The sequence below is a fragment of the Nocardioides sp. CFH 31398 genome (assembly GCF_022436705.1).
In the GTDB taxonomy this organism is placed as follows: Bacteria; Actinomycetota; Actinomycetes; order Propionibacteriales; family Nocardioidaceae; genus Nocardioides.
Genome location: NZ_JAKUHT010000001.1, coordinates 167,509 through 188,872, shown reverse-complemented (window position 1 = coordinate 188,872; position 21,364 = coordinate 167,509). Strand labels below are relative to the sequence as shown.

Annotated in this window: 23 protein-coding genes; 8 read left to right on the top strand and 15 right to left on the bottom strand. The window is 74.3% G+C overall.

All coding sequences use genetic code 11. The features are described 5' to 3' along the window. Window positions 1-3 precede the first annotated feature (3 nt). Window positions 4-693: a class E sortase gene (locus tag MJ876_RS00930; protein ID WP_240234171.1), complete on the bottom strand. Its 690-nt coding sequence runs from the start codon at window positions 691-693 to the stop codon at window positions 4-6. 76 nt (window positions 694-769) lie between these two features. On the opposite strand from MJ876_RS00930, the gene MJ876_RS00925 reads away from it, so the two are divergent. Further along, the gene (locus tag MJ876_RS00925) at window positions 770-1,963 is read left to right on the top strand and encodes a pyridoxal phosphate-dependent aminotransferase (protein WP_240234170.1); all 1,194 of its coding nucleotides are present in this window, start codon (window positions 770-772) and stop codon (window positions 1,961-1,963) included. Here MJ876_RS00925 and MJ876_RS00920 read toward each other — a convergent pair. The 4 genes from MJ876_RS00920 to clpB are packed head-to-tail and all read right to left on the bottom strand — an operon-like array spanning window position 1,953 to window position 6,947. Next, window positions 1,953-2,435, bottom strand: a complete 483-nt coding sequence (locus tag MJ876_RS00920) for a hypothetical protein (protein ID WP_240234169.1) — start codon at window positions 2,433-2,435, stop codon at window positions 1,953-1,955. The two genes, MJ876_RS00925 and MJ876_RS00920, sit on opposite strands and share 11 nt — an antisense overlap. A gap of 35 nt (window positions 2,436-2,470) precedes the next feature. Then, the gene (locus MJ876_RS00915; protein ID WP_240234168.1) at window positions 2,471-3,118 is read right to left on the bottom strand and encodes a hypothetical protein; all 648 of its coding nucleotides are present in this window, start codon (window positions 3,116-3,118) and stop codon (window positions 2,471-2,473) included. Then, window positions 3,115-4,281, bottom strand: a complete 1,167-nt coding sequence (locus tag MJ876_RS00910) for a hypothetical protein (protein ID WP_240234167.1) — start codon at window positions 4,279-4,281, stop codon at window positions 3,115-3,117. Before MJ876_RS00910 ends, MJ876_RS00915 begins: the two co-directional genes overlap by 4 nt. A gap of 53 nt (window positions 4,282-4,334) precedes the next feature. Next, window positions 4,335-6,947 carry an ATP-dependent chaperone ClpB gene (gene clpB / locus MJ876_RS00905; RefSeq protein WP_240234166.1) on the bottom strand — a complete coding sequence of 871 codons (2,613 nt, stop codon included), beginning with the start codon at window positions 6,945-6,947 and terminating at the stop codon, window positions 4,335-4,337. A gap of 113 nt (window positions 6,948-7,060) precedes the next feature. Between clpB and MJ876_RS00900 the strand changes: the two genes are divergently transcribed. Then, window positions 7,061-7,591 (top strand): gamma carbonic anhydrase family protein, encoded by a 531-nt coding sequence (locus MJ876_RS00900; RefSeq protein ID WP_240234165.1) that lies wholly within the window; start codon window positions 7,061-7,063, stop codon window positions 7,589-7,591. 30 nt (window positions 7,592-7,621) lie between these two features. Here the strand turns inward: MJ876_RS00900 and MJ876_RS00895 are convergent, their stop codons facing one another. The 3 genes from MJ876_RS00895 to MJ876_RS00885 form a co-directional block, all read right to left on the bottom strand. Beyond that, entirely contained in the window at window positions 7,622-9,235 is a 1,614-nt protein-coding gene (locus tag MJ876_RS00895) for a hypothetical protein (protein WP_240234164.1), read from the bottom strand. Between the two features lie 78 nt (window positions 9,236-9,313). Then, window positions 9,314-9,964 (bottom strand): hypothetical protein, encoded by a 651-nt coding sequence (locus MJ876_RS00890; RefSeq protein WP_240234163.1) that lies wholly within the window; start codon window positions 9,962-9,964, stop codon window positions 9,314-9,316. A 94-nt stretch (window positions 9,965-10,058) separates the two neighbouring features. Then, window positions 10,059-11,387, bottom strand: a complete 1,329-nt coding sequence (locus tag MJ876_RS00885; RefSeq protein WP_240234162.1) for a DUF222 domain-containing protein — start codon at window positions 11,385-11,387, stop codon at window positions 10,059-10,061. 98 nt (window positions 11,388-11,485) lie between these two features. Here MJ876_RS00885 and MJ876_RS00880 point away from each other — a divergent pair, with 98 nt between their 5' ends. The 3 genes from MJ876_RS00880 to rpsR all read left to right on the top strand — a co-directional run bounded on the left by MJ876_RS00880 (window position 11,486) and on the right by rpsR (window position 12,466). Beyond that, on the top strand, window positions 11,486-11,686 hold the full coding sequence (locus MJ876_RS00880) for a hypothetical protein (RefSeq protein WP_240234161.1): 201 nt from the start codon (window positions 11,486-11,488) through the stop codon (window positions 11,684-11,686). Beyond that, window positions 11,683-12,204: a putative immunity protein gene (locus MJ876_RS00875; protein ID WP_240234160.1), complete on the top strand. Its 522-nt coding sequence runs from the start codon at window positions 11,683-11,685 to the stop codon at window positions 12,202-12,204. Before MJ876_RS00880 ends, MJ876_RS00875 begins: the two co-directional genes overlap by 4 nt. A 73-nt stretch (window positions 12,205-12,277) precedes the next feature. Next, the gene (gene rpsR, locus MJ876_RS00870) at window positions 12,278-12,466 is read left to right on the top strand and encodes a 30S ribosomal protein S18 (protein ID WP_240234326.1); all 189 of its coding nucleotides are present in this window, start codon (window positions 12,278-12,280) and stop codon (window positions 12,464-12,466) included. 7 nt (window positions 12,467-12,473) lie between these two features. On the opposite strand, the gene MJ876_RS00865 is transcribed toward rpsR, so the two are convergent. The 5 genes from MJ876_RS00865 to MJ876_RS00845 all read right to left on the bottom strand — a co-directional run bounded on the left by MJ876_RS00865 (window position 12,474) and on the right by MJ876_RS00845 (window position 15,747). Next, a complete protein-coding gene (locus MJ876_RS00865; RefSeq protein ID WP_240234159.1) occupies window positions 12,474-12,830 on the bottom strand; it encodes a YciI family protein in 357 nt (118 codons plus the stop codon). Window positions 12,831-12,876: 46 nt separating this feature from the next. Next, a complete protein-coding gene (locus tag MJ876_RS00860; protein ID WP_240234158.1) occupies window positions 12,877-13,641 on the bottom strand; it encodes an AIM24 family protein in 765 nt (254 codons plus the stop codon). Between the two features lie 15 nt (window positions 13,642-13,656). Then, complete coding sequence (locus tag MJ876_RS00855) at window positions 13,657-14,301, bottom strand: AIM24 family protein (protein ID WP_240234157.1); 645 nt, start codon at window positions 14,299-14,301, stop codon at window positions 13,657-13,659. Between the two features lies 1 nt (window position 14,302). Next, window positions 14,303-14,923 (bottom strand): AIM24 family protein, encoded by a 621-nt coding sequence (locus MJ876_RS00850; protein WP_240234156.1) that lies wholly within the window; start codon window positions 14,921-14,923, stop codon window positions 14,303-14,305. Window positions 14,924-15,042: 119 nt separating this feature from the next. Next, window positions 15,043-15,747: a TetR/AcrR family transcriptional regulator gene (locus MJ876_RS00845; protein WP_240234155.1), complete on the bottom strand. Its 705-nt coding sequence runs from the start codon at window positions 15,745-15,747 to the stop codon at window positions 15,043-15,045. 86 nt (window positions 15,748-15,833) lie between these two features. Here MJ876_RS00845 and MJ876_RS00840 point away from each other — a divergent pair, with 86 nt between their 5' ends. Continuing rightward, window positions 15,834-16,697 (top strand): NAD(P)H-binding protein, encoded by an 864-nt coding sequence (locus MJ876_RS00840; protein ID WP_240234154.1) that lies wholly within the window; start codon window positions 15,834-15,836, stop codon window positions 16,695-16,697. 19 nt (window positions 16,698-16,716) lie between these two features. Beyond that, a complete protein-coding gene (locus MJ876_RS00835; RefSeq protein ID WP_240234153.1) occupies window positions 16,717-17,499 on the top strand; it encodes a matrixin family metalloprotease in 783 nt (260 codons plus the stop codon). Window positions 17,500-17,520: 21 nt separating this feature from the next. Here the strand turns inward: MJ876_RS00835 and MJ876_RS00830 are convergent, their stop codons facing one another. Both MJ876_RS00830 and MJ876_RS00825 read right to left on the bottom strand, forming a co-directional pair. After that, a complete protein-coding gene (locus MJ876_RS00830) occupies window positions 17,521-19,134 on the bottom strand; it encodes an arylsulfatase (RefSeq protein ID WP_240234152.1) in 1,614 nt (537 codons plus the stop codon). Then, window positions 19,131-20,480 (bottom strand): MFS transporter, encoded by a 1,350-nt coding sequence (locus MJ876_RS00825; protein WP_240234151.1) that lies wholly within the window; start codon window positions 20,478-20,480, stop codon window positions 19,131-19,133. Before MJ876_RS00825 ends, MJ876_RS00830 begins: the two co-directional genes overlap by 4 nt. Window positions 20,481-20,606: 126 nt before the next feature. Here MJ876_RS00825 and MJ876_RS00820 point away from each other — a divergent pair, with 126 nt between their 5' ends. Then, window positions 20,607-21,356 (top strand): IclR family transcriptional regulator, encoded by a 750-nt coding sequence (locus MJ876_RS00820; RefSeq protein WP_240234150.1) that lies wholly within the window; start codon window positions 20,607-20,609, stop codon window positions 21,354-21,356. Window positions 21,357-21,364: the final 8 nt, after the last annotated feature.

Here is a 21,364-nt window from a genome sequence, read left to right as displayed (position 1 = left end):
AGGCTACCGGCGGTCCGAACCGGGCCCGGCCGGGGCGGACGCCGCGGTCGCGGCCTCGCGCGGGCGGCTGTCGACGAGCACGCCGAAGGCCACCATGCGCTCGGTGGTCTCGAAGACCGACGCGCAGGTGGTCAGGGTGAGCAGCCGCTGACCGGGCCGCTGTGCCGGCTCGACGCCGCCCTCGACGGGGTTGTCGGGGACCTCGTCGACCACCCAGTAGTCCTCCATGCCCACCACGAGGTCGTCCCCGCCGCTGGTGAGCCGGTAGGTGTATCGCGTCGAGGCGGTGTCGACGACCACCTCGTCGCCCGGCTGCAGCTCCGGCATGTCGCGCAGCGGCTCGCCGTGGGTGACGCGGTGCGCCGCGATCGCGTAGTTGCCGCGCTCGCCGGGGCCGACGGCCTCCGGGAAGTGGCCGTACCCGGTGGCCAGGACGTCGTCGCCCACACCCTCCAGCACCGGGACGGCGTAGTCGTCGCCGAAGCGCGGGATCCGGACGACGGCGCCCGCCTCCTCGCCGTCCACCGAGGCGACCCGGCGTCCGGCCTCCCAGTCGCGCTCGAGGGCGTCGACGACGTCACCGTGCTTCTGCTGGGCGACGTACGTCGTCCCCCACATCTCCCAGCCGTACCACCCGAGCGCCGCGAGGCCGGCGAGCACGAGGAGGGCGCCGAGGGCCCTCACGCCGCCCACGCCCGTCCGCGTCGTGCACCCCTGCCCACCACAGGAGGCTAACCCCGCCCCCCGGGCGTGTGGTTGTCTTCACCGAATGGAGACGAGCACCTCTCGGACCGTCCGCACGGCCTCGCGTCTCGACGGGATCGCCCCGACCATCTTCACGCGGATGTCGGCGCTCGCGGTCTCCACCGGCTCGGTCAACCTGGGGCAGGGGTTCCCCGACGCCGACGGGCCCGCGGAGGTCCGCGAGGCCGCGGTCGAGGCGCTGCGGACCGGCGCGAACCAGTACGCGCCCGGCATCGGCCTCCCGGCGCTCCGGCAGGCCGTCGCGGCCCACCAGCACCGCCACTACGGCATCGAGCTCGACCCCGACACCGAGGTCGTGGTGACCACGGGGGTCACCGAGGGCGTGGCGGCCGCGGTCCTCGGGCTCGTCGAGCCCGGTGACGAGGTCGTCGTCGTCGAGCCGTTCTACGACTCCTACCCCGCGATGCTCCAGATGGCCGGCGCCGTGCGCCGCCCCGTCGCCCTCCGGGCCCCGGACTTCCGGCTCGACGTCGCCGAGCTCGAGGCGGCGGTCGGCGACGGCACCCGGGCGATCCTGCTGAACTCGCCGCACAACCCGACCGGGACGGTGCTGACCCGCACCGAGCTGGAGGCGATCGCGACGCTGGCGCGTCGCCACGACGTCCTCGTCATCGCCGACGAGGTCTACGAGCACCTGGTCTTCGACCACCACGAGCACGTCCCGATCTCGACCCTGCCCGGCATGGCGGAGCGGACGTTGACGCTGTCCAGCGTCGGGAAGTCGTGGTCGCTGACCGGCTGGAAGGTCGGGTGGGCGACCGGCCCCGCCCCCCTGGTGCGGGCGGTGCTCGACGCCAAGCAGTGGCTGACCTTCACCTCGGGGGCGCCGCTGCAGCCGGCGGTCGCCGTCGCGCTGGACTCCCACGACCACTGGCCGAAGGCGCTCGCCGCGGACCTCGCCTCGCGCCGCGACCTGCTGGTGGAGGGTCTCGCCGCCGTGGGGCTGCCCGCGCGACCCGCCGAGGGGACGTACTTCGAGCTCACCGACGTCGCTCCCCTGGGCTGGGACGACGCCGACACCTTCTGCGCCGCGCTGCCCGAGCGGGCCGGCGTGGTGGCGATCCCGCTGCCGATCTTCTACGACCGGCCCGACGCCCCCGGTGGGGGCCGCACGCTCGTCCGGTGGACCTTCTCCAAGGACCGCCCGGTCATCGAGGAGGGCCTCGAGCGGCTCGCGCGGGCCGACCTCACGGCCTGAGCCCCGCGGCGAACCAGGCGCTCGCGGCGGGCACCCAGAGGCACACCACCACGGCGACGGGCACCGCGGCGCCGAGCAGAGGCAGCACCACCAGCTCCACCGATCCGCCGCCGTCCAGCGCGGCCACCAGCGTCAGGACCACCACCGCGACCCCGGCCAGGGCGAGCAGCGCGTCCCAGATCGTGAGGACGACCCGCGCGACGGCCCCGCCCCGCATCACGCGGACGCCGAGCAGCACGTGCAGGCCGCTGAGGAGCACGCCCACCGCGACGACGACCACGGCCGCGACCACCAGCACGGGGGTCACGCCCTGCTCCGGCGGGCCGTCGCCGGTGCTGCCGGCGAGGGCGTCGATCACGAGGCCGAGGACGGCGACGAGGCCGCCGACCACGAAGGACGCGAGCACCCCGAAGATCCCGAACAGCATCGTGAGGACGCCCGCGGTCGTCACGGCCCCCGGACGCGCGGGCACCGACCGCGGCACCGGCCAGGGCGGGCCGGGTGTCGTCACCAGCGCTGGGGCGGGCCGCCGTACGGCGGTCCGCCGTACGGTCCCGGCGCCGTGCCGGCGTTCGCCGGGAGGCGGCGGGCGAACCAGTCGTTCGCGCCCCCGACGTACAGCAGCACGACCGTCGCGACGGACGCCACGAGCGGCACGACGGTCACGATCGCGGTGATCGTGAAGAGCCAGAACACCGCGGCCAGGCTGGACATGACGGTCAGCAGGACGCGACCCGCGACGCTGCGGCGCAGCGTGAGGACGCCGCCGAGCACGCCGACCGCGCCGAGCGTGACCATGAGGACGAACGCCCCCACGACGACCGCGCCGCCGGTGTCGGAGTCCAGGCCGTCGACGAAGTCGTCGTAGCCGGCGAGGGCGAACGACGTCACCATGACGCCGAGCAGCATCCAGCCGCCGGAGGACACGATCCCCAGCCATCCGGCGACCGACACCGTCAGGGGTCGCCGCACGTCCGCGGCCGAGGTCGGCCCGTAGGCGTACGCCGGCTGCTGGGCGTAGGCGGGCTGCTGGCCGTACGGCGGCTGCCCGTACGCGGGCTGCTGGCCGTACGGCGGCTGCTGCGGCGGGGCCGGCGGCTGCTGGCCGCCGCTGGGGCTCGACCAGCCCGCCCGGGTGGGCTCCTCGTCGCTCATCGACCCGTCCCACCGCGACCGGCGTACCAGGCCCGGACCTCCGGGCGCAGCAGGCACAGCACCGTGAGGAGGGCGGCGAGGGACAGCGCCCACAGCACCGGCTGCAGCAGGCCCGCCAGCACCGCCAGCGCTCCCGACACCGCGGCGGAGACGACCAGGGCCGTCCGCCCGGCGGGCGAGCCCCGGAAGGCGAGGACGGCGGCGACGATCGCGCCGATCGCCCAGACGGCGACGAGGCCGCACATGACCGCGATCGTCGCCACGAGCGCGCCGCGCGTCAGACCGCTCTGCTCGAACGCCTCGGGCTGCTGGCGGCGGACCTCGTCGAGCAGCGGGTCGGCGTTGAGGAGCACGTCGACCGCGCCGGCGACCATCAGCAGCGCCACGAGGCCCGACACCAGCCAGGTGACCAGGCAGGCGACGAGCACCGCGGGCGGCCGCGTGCGGGCGTCGCCGCGGGCCGGGGCCGCCGGGCCGGTGCCGCCCCAGGGACGCGGGAGGGTGTCGGTGGCCTGACCCGGCTGGCCGGACTGGGGCGTCCCGAACCCGGCGTACGGCCGGGCGCCGGTGGCCTCGCCGTCGGCGACGGGTCGTGACCACGGGGCGTCGGGGGCCGACGGGCCGTCGGCGGGCCCGTCGGTCCCGGTGGGTCCGCCGGTGCCGTCGTGCGACGGGTCCGGGCGCGCGGCGGGGTCCCCGGGCGTCGGCCGGGCGGGCGCCTCGGGCACCGCGCGCGGGGTGCCGTCGAACCAGTCGCGGCTGGGCTTGACCCAGAGCAGCGCGACGGAGACGGCGACGACCGACGACAGCAGGCCGCCGGCCACGATCCCGGCCAGGAACAGCGGGACGGCCAGGACGCTGAGCAGGACGCGGGCCGGGCGGTGGCGGCGCAGGGCGTAGACGCCGAGCACCGCCATCGCGGCCGCGCACCCGCCGGCCACGAGCGCGCTGGCGTGCAGCAGCTGCAGGAAGCCCTCCACCGAGATGCCGGAGGTGTCCAGCGGCGGCTCGGCGAGGGTCTCCTCCACGGAGCGGCGGGTGTCCAGGGACCGCAGCTCGGCCATCGTCGTGAACAACGACGCGACCAGCAGCACGGAGCCGGAGACGATCATCCAGCCGCCGAGGGTCGCCTGCTGGGGCCGGGCGTCGGTGGTCTGAGGCACCCTGTGATCCTCCCATGAGGGTGGAGGAGCGCCCCGGTGGCGAGGGCCGGCGATTAGCCGGGCCGCACCGCCAGGCCGCCGTCGTCGGAGTCGGCGACGTCCACCGTCACGGTGCCCCCGTCGGTGACCTCCCCGCCGATGAGCAGCCGGGCCAGCGGGTCGCCGATCGCCGACTGCACCAGGCGCCGCAGCGGGCGGGCGCCGTACGCCGGGTCGTAGCCGACGTCCGCGAGCCACCGCTTCGCCGCGTCCGAGACCTCGATCGAGATCCGCCGGACGGCGAGGCGCCGCTCGAGCAGGCCGAGCTGCAGGTCGACGATGCGGGTGAGGTCCGTGGGCGTGAGGGCGTCGAAGGTGACGATCTCGTCGAGCCGGTTGAGGAACTCCGGCTTGAACGACGCCCGGACCACGCCCATGACCGCCTCGCGGCGCGCCTCGGGCGACAGCGTGGGGTCGACCAGGTGGTGCGAGCCCAGGTTGCTCGTGAGGATCAGCAGCGTGTTGCGGAAGTCGACCGTGCGGCCCTGGCCGTCGGTCAGGCGACCGTCGTCCAGCACCTGCAGGAGGATGTCGAAGACCTCCGGGTGGGCCTTCTCGACCTCGTCGAGCAGGACCACGCCGTACGGGCGGCGCCGGACGGCCTCGGTGAGCTGGCCGCCCTCGTCGTAGCCGACGTAGCCGGGCGGGGCGCCGACGAGACGGGCCACCGAGTGCTTCTCGGAGTACTCGCTCATGTCGACGCGGACGATCGCGCGCTCGTCGTCGAACAGGAAGTCCGCCAGCGCCTTCGCCAGCTCCGTCTTGCCGGTGCCGGTGGGACCGAGGAAGAGGAACGAGCCCGTCGGGCGGTCGGGGTCGGCGATGCCCGCGCGGGAGCGACGAACGGCGTCGCTGACCGCGGTGAGGGCCTGGCGCTGGCCGATGAGGCGCTCGCCGAGGACGTCCTCCATCCGCAGCAGCTTCGCGGTCTCGCCCTCGAGCAGACGGCCGGTGGGGATGCCGGTCCACGCCTCGACGACGTCCGCGACCTGCTCGGCGCCGACCTCCTCGCCGACGAGCGGCTCGAGGTCCCCCTCGTGCTGGGCCTGCTCGGCCTGCGCGGCCGCCTCGGCGATCTGCTTCTCCAGCACGGGGATCTGCCCGTAGAGGATCTCGCTCGCGCGGCCGAGGTCGCCCTCGCGCTGCAGCCGGTCGGCGTCGATGCGCAGCTGGTCGAGCTGCTTGCGGAGCTCGCCCTCCCCCTCGAGGGTCTGGCGCTCACGCTCCCAGCGGGCCTCCAGGGCGCGCAGCTCCTCCTGCTTGTCGGCGAGGTCGGCGCGCAGCGCGGCGAGCCGCTCGACGGAGGCGTCGTCCGACTCCTTCTCGAGGGCGAACTGCTCCATCGTCAGCCGGTCGACCTGCCGGCGCAGGACGTCGATCTCCTCCGGGGAGGACTCGTGCTCCATGCGCAGCCGGCTGGCGGCCTCGTCGATGAGGTCGATCGCCTTGTCGGGCAGCTGGCGGCCGGTGATGTAGCGGTCGGAGAGCTGCGCGGCCGCGACCAGGGCGGCGTCGGTGATGCGGACGCCGTGGTGGGCCTCGTACTTCTCCTGGATGCCGCGGAGGATCTGCACGGTGTCCTCGACGGTGGGCTCACCGACGTACACCTGCTGGAAGCGGCGCTCCAGCGCCGGGTCGGACTCGATGCGCTCGCGGTACTCGTCGAGCGTGGTCGCGCCGACCATGTGCAGCTCGCCGCGGGCGAGCATCGGCTTGAGCATGTTGCCGGCGTCCATCGCGGAGTCGCCGCCGGCGCCCGCTCCGACGACGGTGTGGAGCTCGTCGATGAAGGTGATGACCTGCCCGCCGGCGTCCTTGATCTCCTCGAGGACGGCCTTGAGGCGCTCCTCGAACTCGCCGCGGTACTTCGCACCCGCGACCATCGCCGCGAGGTCGAGGCTCAGCACGCGCCGGCCCTTCAGCGAGTCGGGGACGTCGCCGTCGACGACGCGCTGGGCGAGGCCCTCGACGACGGCGGTCTTGCCGACGCCGGGCTCGCCGATCAGGACGGGGTTGTTCTTCGTGCGGCGCGAGAGGACCTGGATGACGCGGCGGATCTCGGCGTCGCGCCCGATCACCGGGTCGAGCTTGCCCTCGGCGGCGGACGCGGTGAGGTCGACGGAGTACTTCTCGAGCGCCTCGTACGTCGACTCGGCGTCCGGGCTCGTCACGCGGCGGTTGCCGCGCAGGGCGACGAGCTGCTCGGACAGGCCTTTCTGGTCCAGCCCGGCGGCGGTGAGCACCCGCTGGGCGGCGCTCTCGACGGCGGCCAGGGAGACGAGGAGGTGCTCGGTCGCGACGTACTCGTCCTTCATCGACCCGGCGAGGTCGATCGCCTTCGCGAGCACGCGGGTGAACGCCGCGCTGGGACCGGGGCGCTGCACCGTGCTGCCGCTCGCGCTGGGGAGCCGGTCGGTCTCGGCCTTCGCGGCGCCGAGCAGCGCCTGCGGGTCGACCCCCGAGCGGGTCACGAGGCTCTGGGTGCTGCCCTCGGCGTCGCGCAGCAGGGCGACGAGCAGGTGCACCGGCTCGACGGCGGTGTGGCCCTCGGTGGTGGCGAGGATCTGGGCGCCCTCGATCGCCTCACGGCCCTTGGTCGTGAACTTCTCCGCACTGAACTGGCTCAAGCCCGCCTCCTCGCGTCGTCTCGGCCCGGTGGTCGACTACAGAAACTTTAGCGCACTCGACTCAAGGTGTATTCCTGGACGACCGCCGTCCCGGTCGTGGCAGGGTGACGCGGGTGACCGGACCCCTCCTCATCCCTCTCGGCGACACCCGTCCCGTCGTCCACCCCGACGCCTGGGTCGCGCCCGGCGCGATCCTCGTCGGCGACGTGCGCGTGGAGGCGGGTGCCAGCGTCTGGTACGGCTGCGTGCTGCGCGCCGACGTGAACCCGATCCTGCTCGGCGCCGACAGCAACCTGCAGGACGGCACCGTCGTGCACGCGGACACGACCCACGCCGTCGAGATCGGCGCGCGGGTGTCGGTCGGCCACCAGGCGCTCGTGCACGGCTGCACGGTCGGCGACGACGTGCTGATCGGGATGGGCTCCCGCCTGCTCAGCGGGTGCGTGGTCGGGACCCAGAGCCTGGTGGGCGCCGGGGCCGTCGTCCGGGAGGGCCAGGAGGTCCCCGCCCGGAGCCTCGTCGTCGGCGTGCCGGGCAAGGTGCGGCGCGAGCTCACCGAGGACGAGCTCACGCGCGTCCACCGCAACGCCCAGTCCTACCTGCCGCTCCGCGACACGCACCGCGAGGCCACCCGGGGCCTCTGAGCCGTCCCCGCGTGGGCGCCGGCGTCCCCGTCAGGCCCGGGCGCGGTGGTGACCCGTGGGGCGCCGGCGGCGGGCGACGAGCACGCTGCCCAGGGCGATCGCCCCGAGAGCCACCGGGAGCACCACCGCCGGCGGACCGCCGGTGTTCGGCAGGTTCGGACCCGGGTCCCGGGCGCCGCTCGTCCGGTCGGCACCCGTCTCGGTGTCGGTCCCGGTGCCCGTGGCGCCGGGCATGCCGCCGCCCAGGTCGCCCAGGCCGCCGCCCAGGGCCCCGTCCTGGCGCATCTGGTCGCCGAGGTCGCGGCCCAGGCCGGCGCCCGAGGCGTCGCGCCGCGCGCCGTCCCCGGAGTCGTCCGGCTCCTCCGTCTTCTCCCGGCCCTTCTCGCGGTCCGTCCCCACGCCACCGCCGAGCAGCCCGTCGTCGCGGCCGAGGGTGAGGACCGCCGGGCCGGACGCCCGCGGCCCGGCGCCCCGGTCGCCGTCCGGCTCCGTGGGCTCCGTGGGCTCCGCCTCGGCCGGCACGGCGGTGAAGGTGCAGGTGGGGGACGAGGAGCGGTCGGGCATGGTCACCGTCCCGCTCGTCCCGGGTGTGTCGACCAGGCGCGTCGGACCGTCGTCGCAGGCCAGGGCCACGTCGTACGCGGTGGGGGCGAGGCCGTCCGCGGTGGTGAGGACGACGTCGTAGGTGGCGCCCGGCAGGGCGAGGACCTGGACGTACTCGCCCAGCTTCGCCTGGCGGCCGGTGTCGTCGCCGGCGGTGACGCCGCGGGGCGCGACAGGCGAGCCGTCGTACGCAGCGCCGGTGAGGGTCACGGCCAGCTGGTCCGTGGGTGCCACCCGGCCCCGCGGCAGCGCGACGCGCACGGTGAGCTGGCTCGGCCGGCCGCAGGCGAGCGCCTGACCGGCGGCGGCGCCGTAGGTCGCGACCGTCTCACCGGTGACCGGGTCGATCGCGGTCGAGAAGCCGTCGGAGACGAGGTGGAGGAGACCGTCACGCGTGAAGGCGATGCGGGTCACCGGGGCGTCGGTCGACGCACGGCTGACCTCCGCGACCTCGAGGGGACGCGTGCTGGGTCGGAGCGGGAGTGCGGTGCGGAAGAGGACCGCCTCGCCACCGGCGTCGGCCGCCGCGACCACGTACAGCCGCCCGTCGGCCCCGAAGGTGAGGCCGCCCGCGGCCCCGGGCGCCCCGGGCAGCTCCAGGGTGGCCAGCGGCGCGGTGGTGCCCCCGTCGAGGGCGCGGCGGAGGACCAGCCGTCCGGGCGCGACCTGCTCGGCGACCCATCGGGTGCCGTCGACTGGGTTGCTCGCGCCCCCGACCGGGCCGTCACCGAGACCACCGCCGACGCAGGACGGGCCCGCCGGCACGGGAGCCACCGGCTCCGCGGGCTGGACGCTCCCGGTCGGCTCGGTGCTCTCGCCGGGCGCGGTCGGCGCGCTCGGCTCGGTGTCCTCGAGGCCCTCGACGGGTGCGCTCGGCTCACCCGGCTCCGTCAGCTCCGTCGGCTCCGTCGGCTCGACGGCGCCCTCGGCGCCGGGGACGGTGGCCTCGACCTCGTCGGCGGCCACAGCGGGCACGACCGGGACCGCCAGCAGCGCCAGGGCGGCCAGGGAACCGACCCCGGCGAGCAGACGTGGGCGCACAGCAGGACGGAACGACATGAGGACCTCGAGAACGGGGGAAGGATGCAGGGTCGCCTCCCCATGGGCGACCACCCGATTCTAGAAATCCGAGGGCCCCCGGCGTGGGGCTTTCGCCAAACCCGTCGACCCGCCGGCGGCGTCGTCGGCGGGCCGGGCCGCGGGCGCGCGCAGGCTGAGCCACCGCTCCTCCACGAGGTACCCGACCCGCGCGTTCATCGCCAGGCTGCCCGCGTTGACCGCCGCTCCCCCGGTCCCGAACACCCGCGCACCACCGGGCAGCATCACGAGCACCGACGCCGCCTTCACCGCCGCCGCCAGCCCACGCCGCCGGTGCTCGGGGTGCACCGACGTGAAGGACGTCTCGACCAGTCCCTCCCCCGGCTCGACCGCCGTGACCGCGGCGAGGACGTCGCCGGCCCACGCCCCCACGAACCGCGCGTCCATCGCCTCCAGGACGGCGCGCGTGCGCGCGGGGACGTCCGTCGCCGGCGTCCTGGGGTAGTCACCGGCCGTCACCGCCTCCAGCCCCGCGACGGCGCCGAGCTCGTGGCGCTCGAGCTCGCGGACGTCGTACCCGGCGAGGGTGGCGACGTCCACCAGCGCCCGCAGCCGCTGCGGGTCCGGGTCGCGCAGCCGGGCACCCCAGGACTCCGCGACGACCGTCCACCCCTCCCCGAGCAACCGGGCGGCCTCGGGGTCCTCCTCGCGCAGGACGCGGGTGTCGCTCACCGCCCCAGTCTCGCCCGGCTCCCGGTGCGGGCGCGCCCGGTCTCGACGGGCGTTCGCCCGCCGGGGCCCGCTCACTGCCCGACCACCCGGGGGTCTACTCCCGGGGTGACCTGGGTGGGTGTGCGGGTGGTGGTCGGGTCTCGTGGGTGTGGCCGGTGGGGGTGGTGGTCTCGACGACGTGGGTGCCGTCGGGGTCGGTGCGGGTCTTGGAGCGCCAGCCGGGGGCTTGTTTGGCGTAGTTGCAGGCCTCGCACAGGCCTTGGCCGTTGTCGGCGGAGGTGGGCCCGCCCTCCTCGGCCGGGAGGACGTGGTCGGTGTGGCGGATGGGGGCGCCGCACCAGGGGGTGCGGCAGTAGGTGTCGCGGCGCCGCAGCAGCAGTGCGAGCAGCGCGGGGAAGCGGCGTGCGGCGGATTCCATGGCGACGAGCTGTCCGGTGGCGGGGTCGGTGAAGACCCGCCGGAACACCCCCAGGGTCTCGACGGCATCCGCGACCAGCGACCGGGTGAGGTCGGCGGGGACCTCGCCGTAGCCGTCGACCCACCCGAACGCGTGCGGCGCCTGCCCGTCGTGGGAGCCGTCGGGCAGCAGCGCGTCGAGGGGGACGGTGACGTCGACGGTCACGGGCGCGGGGTCGGTGAGGGGGTCGCGGCCGGTGACGCGTCCGACGAGGGTGTCGGCCATGACCTGCCCGCGGGTGCGGTCGTCGCCGGCGGCGCGTGCCTGGTCCGCGGCCAGGCGTAGCGCGGCGATGAGGGCGACGCCGTCCTTGACCGGCAGCAACGCGGAGAGCCGCATCATGGTGTCCGGTGCGGGCCGTGAGGTGACGTGGCGGTCGGCCTCGGCGGCGGCACGACGGCGTACCGCGCCGGCGGGGTCGGCGGCGCAGGCGAGGGCCTCGGCGGCGCCGCGGGCCTGCCAGTCGTTCATCTGGCACAGCCGCTCCGCACGCTCGGGGTCGCCGGCGAGCTGGGCGTCCACCCCACGACGGTCATCGGCGTCGAGCCACACGATGCGCCCCACGATGAGCGACACCTTCCGCTCCGACACGCGACCGGCGGCCCACAGCCCGGCCAGGTGCGGCAGCGCCGCGACCTCCCGCGCCAGACCCAGGTGCGTCGAACCGCGGCTGGGCGGCTCCCGACGGGCCAGGGCGACCTGGTGACCCACCCCCTGACCCAGCCGCGAGGACCGCCAGCCCGCCGCCCGCTGACGGGCGACCGCCGCGGCGTACACACCGCGGGTGGCGACCGCCTGCGCCGATTCGGCCGCGCACTTCAGGGTCTCGAGCTCACCGAGGACGTCGACCAGGTCGGTCTCGCAGAAGGACTCGGGAGCGAGGTCGGCGAGACCGCGGGCGAACGCCCGCGCGGCGGCCACGGGGTCATCCCGCACCAGCGCCTCGATTGCCAACGACTCGCTCATGTGTTCGATTCTAGGATCGACCACCGACAACGAGTAGGCCGAGAAGGCTTTCCGCGGGAATCTGTGGAGAACCATTCCGCAGCCCTAGGGTGGGGGCGGTGCGCGCCCCGGAGATCGAGCTCAGCCTCGACGACCTGCGCGCCGTGACCTCCTTCGCCACCGCCTGTGCCACGTGGGTGCTGCCGGTGTTCGAGGCCGCGCGAGGGGGCGACGACAGGCCGCGACGGGCTGTCGACGAGGCCACCACCACCGACGCGAGTCGCCTCGTGCACCGGCTCGACGGGCGGCTCCGCACGTGATCCTGCCTCCCGTCCGCGACCCGCGCCTGGTCACGATCCGCCGCGGCGGCAGCCTGACCGACGAGCACCACCGCCTGCTGGCGCTCTGGGCCGCGGACTGCGCCGAGCGGGTCCTGCCGCTGTTCGCACGCGAGCAGCCGGACGACCCGCGGCCCCGGGTGGCCGTCGAGGCGGTACGGGCGTGGACCCGGGGTGAGATGCCGATGATGCGCTCGCGGGCCGCCGGTGGGCACGCCATGGGGGCGGCGCGACCGCTCGAGGGGGCCGGGCGGTTCGCCGCGTACGCCGCGGGTCAGGCCGCCTGCGTGCCGCACGTCGCCGAGCACGACCTCGGCGCCGCGGCGTACGCGATCAAGGCCGTCCGGGCCGCCCGTCCCGACGACCCGGACGCCGGGCGGCGCGAGCGCGACCGTCAGCGGGAGCTCCTGCCGGACGAGGTGCGGGAGCTCGTCCTCGAGGACCAGGGACGCCGCGACCACCTCTGCTGGGGCGTCTTCGGGAGCCAACCTCCGAGTTGAGAACTGTTCTCAGTACGACTACGGTGGGCCCATGCCCCGCCCCGCACGCCCCGGCGTCAAGCGCCGTCCCCCGATGCTGCCCCGCGACGTCGCGCACGTGGACTACAAGGACGTCACGCTGCTGCAGAAGTTCGTCACGGACCGCGGCAAGATCCGCGCCCGCCGCGTCACCGGCCTGACCCCGCAGCAGCAGCGCAGCGTCGTGAAGGCGATCAAGAACGCCCGGGAGATGGCCCTGCTGCCGTACGGCCCGTCGCACTGACCAGGGCCTAGCCCTTGGTCCACCCGTCGGTGAAGGCGCGGAGCTCCTGCGGCCACCGGCACGCCTCGGCGATGGCACCCGTCCAGTACCGCGCCTCGCGCTCGGTGTCGACCTCGATGATCGTGAAGCCACCGACCCACTCGTCAGGACGCGAGTAGGGCCCGTCCGCGATCACGAGCTCACCGCTGGTCGCGTCGGCGTGCGCGCGCGGTGGCGTCTCCTCGAGCCCGCCCGCGAAGCGGACGATGCCCGCCTCCTGCATGCGGTCGACCAGGGCGTGCGAGTCCCGCGCGATGTCGTCGAAGTCCTCGACCGGGTAGTCGGGGACCCACTGCTGGTTGAAGTAGATGATGTAGGCAGTCACGAGCGGGGCAGACCCGGGCGGCGCGCGGAACTCATCGCCCGTCGCGCTAACGGTTCTGCTGCTGGCTCTGCTGCACCTCGGCCGCGAGCCGCTGCGCCAGCGTCTGCTTCTGCTGCACCGGCAGGACGGCGGCCTGCGACTCGATCAGCCGCAGCGTCGCGGGGTCCGACCGCGTCGTCTCGCTGGACTGCAGCAGGATCACCCCGGCGCCCGTGAAGTCGAACTGACGCTCCTCGCCGGAGACCCGGCCGAACATCCCCTGCGCGGCCGCCATCATGTTCGCGGCCATCCACGCCGCGTCGTGGTGGTGGGACGGCGCGGGGCAGTCCGCCCAGCCGAGGAGCGCCTCGGGGTCGGCGCGGAACGGCGGCTCCTTGAAGATCACCGGGCCGTTGCTGCTGGCGAGGAACTTGCCCGTCCCGATGAGCGTCACGAAACCCGGCACGATCGACTGCTTCAGCTCGAGGCCGGCGTCGAAGGCCAGCAGGTTGGTGGCCTTGATCGTCAGGTTGCCGGCGTCGATGTCGTAGCTGTTGACGTCGTACCCGCGGTCGGCGAGCAGGAGCTTGCCCTGACCGTTCGCGACGACCCAGTCCTGCACGTAGATGGGGCTCGAGAACTGCGCGGCCACCCAGGCCTCGCGGGACGCGAAGGCGGCGACGGCCTCGAAGTCGATGCGACCGTAGTAGGCGATCATCGCGCCCTTGGAGATGAACCAGGAGCCGTTCAGCGCGACGCTGAAGGCGTACGGGTTCACGTTGTCGTTCTCCGGCAGGGTCGCCGCCGTGTACGTCGTGTCGAGCTGCAGCATGTCGTCTCCCCCTGCTCAGAACTTCTGCTCGGACGGCTGGACGTAGGCGTCGCCCTGACCGGTGAGACGCAGCTTGAACGCCTCCCCGCTGCCCCGGCCGACCGCGTCCCGCAGACCGACCTTGCCGGTCAGCTCCACCTGGACGTTGCCCTGGTGCGCGACGTACGCCTGCGGGTCGATGAACACCTCGCCGTTGACTGGCATCCGGATCGCCCCGCCGTGGGAGAGGATCGCGACGGCGCCCTGCCCGCTGAGCTGTGACGTCACGAGGCCCTGCCCGGTCATCGCGCCCTGCGCGAGGCCGCGCAGCCCGCCGCTGCCGATCTGCATCAGCGACAGCTGGATGGAGTGGTCGTAGGCGAGGAGGCGGTCGGCCTCGATCGTCAGGGGCGCTTGCGGCGTCAGCTGGACGACGTCCACGTGCAGGCCCTGGTATCCGTAGAGCACCGAGCCCTGGCCCTCGGCGGCCATCATCGGGTTGGCCTCCCCGCTGAGCATGCCGGTCATGACTCCGGCCATGCCGCCGCGCGGGCCCGCCGTCCCGGCGAGGGGGCGGAAGAACACCTGGCCCTCGTACCCCAGCATCGCCCCACGACGGGCGACCCACCGGGACATCTGGTTCACCTCGACCGAGACGACCTTGCTGTTGATCTTCTCCATCTCACGCACCCCGCTCGGCCGGCTGGAGGAACACGACGCCCTGGCCGGTGAATCGCTGGGTGAACGCCTCCCCGTTGCCCTCGCCGACGAAGGTCCGCCAGCTGACGCCGCTGATGAGGTTCATCTGCAGGTTCCCCTGGGAGGCGACGTAGGCCTGCGGGTCGACGAACACCTCGTCGCCCTGGACACCCAGCGCGATCATGGGCCCGTCGGAGAGCAGCGCGACCTCCCCGCTGCCGCTGACGACGGTGGTGGCGACACCCTGGCCGTTGCTGAGGTTCTGCAGGCCGATGAACTTCACGTCGGTCTGCAGGCCCTGGGTCAGCGCGAGCAGGGAGTCGGCCTCGACGGTGAGCGTCTCGTTGTTCAGCTCGACGCGCGTCACGTACTGGCCGTCCTCGGCGAGCATCACGTGGCCGGCGCCGCTGACCTCCATCAGCGACAGGCCCTCACCGGCCACGCGCTGCTTGAGCGCGGCCCGGAAGCCGCCCCCGCCGCCCATGCCGGCGCTCTTGAAGTCGACCTTGCCCTCGTAGGCGACCATCGAGCCGGTCCGGGCCCGGATCGTCTCCCCCTGCAGGTCGACGTGGAGCACTCGACCGTCCGCCCTGAGCTGTCCCATGCACAGTCCTCTTTCGCACCGGTGGCACGCACCCCCCGGTGCGGCCGGAGGCACAGTAGCGCCGGGCTCCGACGGTGGGGAGTCTTTTGCCCGCCGGTCTCGCAGGGTGTCCGTCGGGGTCAGGGGACCCGGGTGACGCGCCCCAGCCACTCCGCCATCAGCGCCCGCTCGGCCGCGCTGAGCCCGTCGAGGTCGGGCAGGACGGCGGCCATCGTGACGGCCACTGCCTGCGGCGTCGCGTCCTCCACGACGGGCGCGGACCGCAGCAGCGCCGCGGCGAGCGCGTCGTACATGGCGTCGGGCAGGCCGGGGTCCCGCTCGTCGGGAGGGACGCCGAGCAGGGCGAGGACCGTCCCGTGGCCGGCGGCGTGGACCATCCAGACCGCCCGCTCCTCATCGACCCGCAGCCGACCGGCGGCGGCGACCCGACCCACGCGTCGGCGGAGCACCTCGATCCCGGTCAGCGTGCCAGGGGACCGCTCCGAGCCCTGACGGCGCCCGAGCAGGGCGTAGAGCGCCGGGTTGGCCAGGCCGAAGTCGACGTGCGCCCGCCAGGCGTCCCGCAGCGCGACCACCGGGTCCTCGTCCTCCTCGTCGGCCGCGCGCTCGGTCTTGGCCGCGACGTACGCCGCCATGACGTGCTCGGCGAGCGCGTCGACCAGGCCGTCCTTGTCGCCGAACAGGCGGTACAGCGTCGGCGCCTGGACGCCGGCCGCGTCGGCGATCGCGCGGGTCGTGAGGCCGTCGGCGCCGACCTCGCGCAGCAGGTCCGCCGCCGCGTCGAGCACGGCCCGCCGGGCCGGGGTCTCCGTCGCCGCGTTCACGATTCCGATGCTAACGCCTCCTTGCGATCGCCGATAACGACAGGTTCACTGGTGCCGTTAGCAACGATCCGTCCATAGGAGTAGCAATGATCATCACCACCGGCGCGACCGGCAGGCTCGGCTCGCTCGTCGTCCAGGAGCTCCTGCGTCGCGTGCCCGCGGACCGGGTCGGCGTCAGCGTGCGGGATCCCGACCGGGCCGAGCACCTGGCCCGGCTCGGCGTCCGCGTGCGAGCCGGCGACTTCACCGACCCCGACACGCTCGTGCGGGCGTTCGAGGGCGCCAGCCGGGTCCTCGTCGTCTCGGCCGCCATCCGCGGAGAGGCGGCGCTGGCGGCCAACACCGCGGCTCTCGACGCCGCCCGGACGGCGGGCGCGCAGCGGATCGTCTACACCAGCCACCAGGCTGCCTCGCCCGACTCGCTCTTCGCCCCGCAGCGCGTCCACGCGGCCACCGAGACCCACCTGGCCGGCCTCGGCGTGCCGTTCACGGCGCTGCGCAACGGCTTCTACGCAGGCTCCCTCGGCCTGTTCGTGGGCGACGCCCTGCGCACCGGCAGGCTGCTGGCCCCCGCCGACGGTCCGGTCTCCTGGACCGCCCACGCCGACCTGGCCACCGCCGCCGCGACCGCCCTGACCGACGACGACCCGGCGCTGGACGGCGTCACCCCGCCGCTCACGGCCGGCGCCGCCCTCGACCTCGAGGCCGTCGCCGCCCGGCTGGGCGAGCTGAGCGGCACCCCGGTGACCCGGGTGGTCGTCCCGGACGACGTGTGGCGCGAGCAGGCCGTCGCCGCCGGCATGCCGCCGGGCGCCGCCGACTTCACCCTCGGCATGTACGCCGCCGCCCGGCGCGGCGATTTCGACGTCGTCGACCCGACGCTCGGCCGACTGCTGGGTCGTGAACCCGTCGCGGTCGACACCGCGATCGGCGCACTGGTCGATCGCTAGGGCAACCGTAGGCTGCCCCATGCGCACTCGGGGGGTCGTCACGGCCGTACTCGTGCTCGTCGCCTCCGTGGGCTGCTCGGGCGGCCCGGCCGCGCAGCCGGCCGCCGGGCCAGACGCCACGACGGCAGCGACCTCGGAGCCGTCGTACGCCCCGGCCCGGTCCAATCCCCTGTCCGACCGCGAGCAACGAGCCCTCCTCGACTCGCCGCCCGGTCGGTGGGGCTTCCAGGGCGGCGAGGCGCTCTTCGCCCTGCTGCGACCCGGGGCCCGGTGGGACCCGTGCTCTCCGGTGGAGATGGTGTGGAACCCGACCGACGCGCCGGAGGGTGCGCTGCGCGACCTGAGGACGGCGGTCGACCGCGTCGCCGAGGCGTCCGGCCTCGACCTCCGGCTCGACCGTCCCGTGAGCCGGCCCGCCTACCGCACGTACGGCGAGCGGTCCGACCAGCCGGTCCTCGTGACGTGGGGCGAGGACGGCGACGGCGCACTGTGGGGTCGGCAGGCGGACCGCGGCGGCGCTGCGCGGCCGACGTATGTCGTGAACGCTCGGGGTCAGGAGGTCTGGGTGTCGGGGCAGATCACCTTCGACCTCTCCTTCGACGCGCGCCTCGTCGAGGGCTTCGGGACCGCCGTCTCGCGCGTCGCCGTCTACATGCACGAGGTGGCGCACCTCCTCGGCCTCGACCACGTCGACGACGAGATGCAGCTCATGCACCCGACCTCGGGGGCACTGGACCTCGGCGCCGGCGACCTCGCTGGCCTGCGGCGGCTGAGCGAGGGGCCCTGCCGTCCTGCCGACTGAGGACCGTCCGCGCCCAGGGGGCTACTCCGGCGGCAGCCCCTTGCCGCGCTCCGCGTACAGCGCGAGGGTCCGCTCGTGCGGGATGACGCCGCACCGCTCGGCCCAGGCCTCGTACGCCGCGGACAGCTCGGCGACCAGGTCCGGGTGCTCGGTGGCCAGGTCGTGGGCCTCCGCGCGGTCGGCGGGGACGTCGTACAGCTCCCACTCCTGCCCGTGCTTGCGCACGAGCTTCCACCGGCCGCGACGGATCGCGGAGTTGCCCTCGTGCTCCCAAAGCAGGTCCCGCTCCCCCGCCGTGCCGCCGCGCAGCGCCGGCAGCAGGGAGACGCCCTCGGCCGGCGGGACGACGTGGCCGTCGCGCTCGGTCGGGTACGGCGCCCCCGCGGCGTCCAGGAACGTCGGCAGGACGTCCACGAGCTGCGCGGGCTCGGTCACGAGCGTCCCGCCGGCCCCGCCGAGCCCGGCGGGCCACCGCACCAGGAGCGGGGTCGAGATGCCGCCCTCGTGCACCCAGTGCTTGTACTCCCGGAACGGCGTGTTCGACAGGTGCGCCCACGCCCTCCCGTAGGACTGGTACGTCGACTCCGGGCCGGGCATCAGCCCGGGCACGTTGCCGGCGACGACCTCCTCGCCGTCGCGCGTGGTCGGCTTGATCGGCACGAACGCGGTGACGAAGTCGTGGTCGAGCTCCTCCGCGCAGCCGCCGTTGTCGGAGAGGAAGACGACGATCGCGTTGTCGAGGCGGCCGTGGCGCTCGAGGGCGTCGAGCACCTCGCCGACGCCGGCGTCCATGCGCGAGACCTGGGCGGCGTACGTCGCCATGCGGGCGGCGTCCCACCGACGGTGGTCGGGGTCCTCCCAGGCGTCCTCCCACGCGGGCACCCGCGGGTCGCGGGCGGCCAGCTCCTGGTCGGGCTCGACGATGCCCTCCTTCACGAGCCGCTCGAGGCGCCGCTCCCGGAGGACGTCCCAGCCCTCGTCGAACCGCCCCTCGTACGCCGCGACGTCGTCCGCCGGGGCCTGCAGCGGCCAGTGCGGCGCGGTGTGGGCGAGGTAGAGGAACAGCGGGTCGTCCGGGCGCTCGGCGGCGTGGTCGTCGATGAACCCGACGGCCGCGGACGTGATCGCGTCGGTGTAGTAGAAGTCGTCCTCCAGCCCCTGCTCCTCGACGTTCGTCTCCTGCTCGTGCAGCGTGCGCGGCTGGTAGAAGCTCCCCGCGCCCTCGAGCGTCCCGTAGAAGCGCTCGAAGCCGCGGCGGGTCGGCCACGAGTGGTTGGGCGTCTCCATGTCGGAGGCCACGTGCCACTTGCCCGACAGGTACGTCGCGTAGCCCGCGTCGCGCAGGGCCTCGGCGACGGTGACGCTCTCGTCCGCGAGGTCCCCGGGATAACCGTCGGGCGAGTCGTCGAAGTTGAGGATGCCGACGCCGACCTGGTGCGGGTGCAGGCCGGTGAGCAGCGACGCACGGGACGGCGAGCAGCGCGCGGTGTTGTAGAACTGCGTGAACCGCGCGCCCTCGCGACCGATGCGGTCGAGGTTCGGGGTGTCGATCTCGCCGCCGTAGCAGCCGATGTCGCTGAACCCCATGTCGTCCGCGAGGACGAGGACGATGTCCGGACGGGTCGCCTGCGTCATCGCACGGCCTCCTTCACGCGGGTGTCGGTGATCTCCTCGGTGTCGAGGTCACGCCACCGGGTCTCGGGCAGGAAGGCGAGCGAGACGAGCGTGATCGCGGCCATCGCCATGACGTAGACGGCGATCGGCCAGGACGCCCCGGAGTACGCCGCCAGCAGCGACGTCCCGATGACCGGCGCGACGGCGCCGGAGGGCAGCACGCCGAGCTGGTAGACGGTCGACATGCCGCTGTAGCGGACGCGGGTCGGGAAGAGCTCCGCGAAGAACGCCCCCTCGGCGCCGAACATCGTGCACGCCGCGAAGGCCCACCCGACGACGACGGCCACGGTGATGAGCAGCGGGTCCTTCGTGTCGACCAGCCACATGATCGGGAACGCCGTGACCAGGGCGATGCCGGCGCCCAGCGCGAAGACGGGACGGCGACCGATCCGGTCGGACAGCGCGCCGGCGCCGAGGATCACGGCGAAGCCGACCACCGCGGCGACGATGAGCGCGTCGAGGATGACCTTCGGGGCCAGCGCCAGCGTGGCGACGTACGCGACGAGGAAGGCGTTGTAGATGTTGAACGTCACCGACTCGCTCATCCGGGCGCCCATGCCGAGGAAGGTGGCCTTCGGGTGCTTCACGAGCGCCTCGAAGGCCGGGATGCCGGCGCGCTCGTCCTCGCGGACGACCTTCTTGAACGCCGGCGGCTCGTCGATGCGCAGGCGGATGAACAGACCGATGCCGACCAGGACGATGCTGGCGAGGAACGGGATGCGCCACGCCCACTGCACGAGCGCCTCGTCGCCGAGGAAGCCGAGGCCGCGCACCGACAGCGTCGAGAGCAGCAGTCCGATCGGGACGCCGAGCTGCGGCCAGGCGCTGAACCAGCCGCGCTGGTGGTCGGGTGCGTGCTCGACGCAGAGCAGGACGGCGCCGCCCCACTCGCCGCCGAGCCCGATGCCCTGCAGCATCCGGAGCGCCACGAGCAGGATCGGGGCGGCGATGCCGATGGTCTCGTACGTCGGCAGCAGACCCATGCAGAACGTCGCGCCGCCCATGATCATCATCGTCACGACGAGCATCGGCTTGCGGCCGAGCTTGTCGCCGAGGTGGCCAAAGATCACGCCACCCAGCGGGCGGGTCACGAACCCGGCCGCGAACGTCGTGAACGCGAGCAGCGCTCCCGTCGTCGGGTCGGACGTCGGGAAGAACTGCGTCGCGAAGACGAGACCGGCGATGGTGCCGTAGAGGAAGAAGTCGTACCACTCGACGACGGAGCCGATCAGGCTCGCCGCCGCAACGCGCTTGATCGGCGCCTCGCCCTTGCCGTCGGTGTCGACCGACGCGGCCGTGCTGCTCATGCGGACCTCGGGGTTCTGCTAGTGTCCCGTTTAGCGGGACGACGTATCGTCTGGCGGGACACCACACTGTGACCACCCGCCGTCCGCGTCAAGCACGCCGTGCGCACCCCTGCAGGGAGGACCGACATGAGCGAGCAGCTCCGTCGCGCCGTCGCGCTCCTCGACGAGCTCGCCCGCGGCGAGCCGTCGCAGTCGATCCGCTCGCTCGCGGAGACGACGGGGTTGTCGAAGAGCGCCGTCCAGCGCTCGCTCGCCGGGCTCGTCGAGGTCGGCCTTGCCGAGAAGCACCACACCGGCGCCTACGCGCTGGGCCCCCGCACCCTCGCGCTCGGGACGGCGTACCGGCGCCGCATCGACCTGCGCGCGGTCGCGGTCCCGATGATGACCCGGTTGCGCGACGTCACCGGCGAGACGGTCGGGCTGTCGATGCCGGTGGGCGACGAGATCCTGCACGTCGAGCAGGTCGAGTCGCGCTCCGAGCTGCGGCGGACCTTCGAGATCGGCCGCCCGCTCCCGCTGTGGTGCGGCGCCCCGTCGCGCCTGGTGCTCGCCGCCCGCACCGACGACGAGGTACGCCGGGTGGCTCACGCCCGCGACGGCGCGACGCTGACCCCGGCCGACCCGCCCTCGCCCGACGAGCTGGTGCGCCTGGTGGAGCGCTGCCGCGCCGACGGGTACGCCGCCGCGCTCGGCGAGACCATCGCCGGCGTCAACACGCTCGCCGTCGCGGTCCACGACGCACAGGGCGACGTCCACGCCACCCTCTCGGTCACCGGACCCGCGACGCGGTGGGACCGGGCCGCGATGACCGCGACGCTGACGGACTGCCGCGACGCCGCACGGGAGCTCAGCCGGGCCCTCGGCGCCACCTGGTGACGGACAGC

Coding starts and splice junctions, on each gene's coding strand:
- MJ876_RS00825 (WP_240234151.1), bottom strand. CDS start 20,480: ATGAGCAGCACGGCCGCGTCGGTCGACACCGACGGCAAGGGCGAGGCG.
- MJ876_RS00850 (WP_240234156.1), bottom strand. CDS start 14,923: ATGGGACAGCTCAGGGCGGACGGTCGAGTGCTCCACGTCGACCTGCAG.
- MJ876_RS00840 (WP_240234154.1), top strand. CDS start 15,834: ATGATCATCACCACCGGCGCGACCGGCAGGCTCGGCTCGCTCGTCGTC.
- MJ876_RS00885 (WP_240234162.1), bottom strand. CDS start 11,387: ATGAGCGAGTCGTTGGCAATCGAGGCGCTGGTGCGGGATGACCCCGTG.
- MJ876_RS00855 (WP_240234157.1), bottom strand. CDS start 14,301: ATGGAGAAGATCAACAGCAAGGTCGTCTCGGTCGAGGTGAACCAGATG.
- MJ876_RS00820 (WP_240234150.1), top strand. CDS start 20,607: ATGAGCGAGCAGCTCCGTCGCGCCGTCGCGCTCCTCGACGAGCTCGCC.
- MJ876_RS00830 (WP_240234152.1), bottom strand. CDS start 19,134: ATGACGCAGGCGACCCGTCCGGACATCGTCCTCGTCCTCGCGGACGAC.
- MJ876_RS00925 (WP_240234170.1), top strand. CDS start 770: ATGGAGACGAGCACCTCTCGGACCGTCCGCACGGCCTCGCGTCTCGAC.
- MJ876_RS00915 (WP_240234168.1), bottom strand. CDS start 3,118: ATGAGCGACGAGGAGCCCACCCGGGCGGGCTGGTCGAGCCCCAGCGGC.
- MJ876_RS00835 (WP_240234153.1), top strand. CDS start 16,717: ATGCGCACTCGGGGGGTCGTCACGGCCGTACTCGTGCTCGTCGCCTCC.
- rpsR (WP_240234326.1), top strand. CDS start 12,278: ATGCTGCCCCGCGACGTCGCGCACGTGGACTACAAGGACGTCACGCTG.
- MJ876_RS00860 (WP_240234158.1), bottom strand. CDS start 13,641: ATGCTGCAGCTCGACACGACGTACACGGCGGCGACCCTGCCGGAGAAC.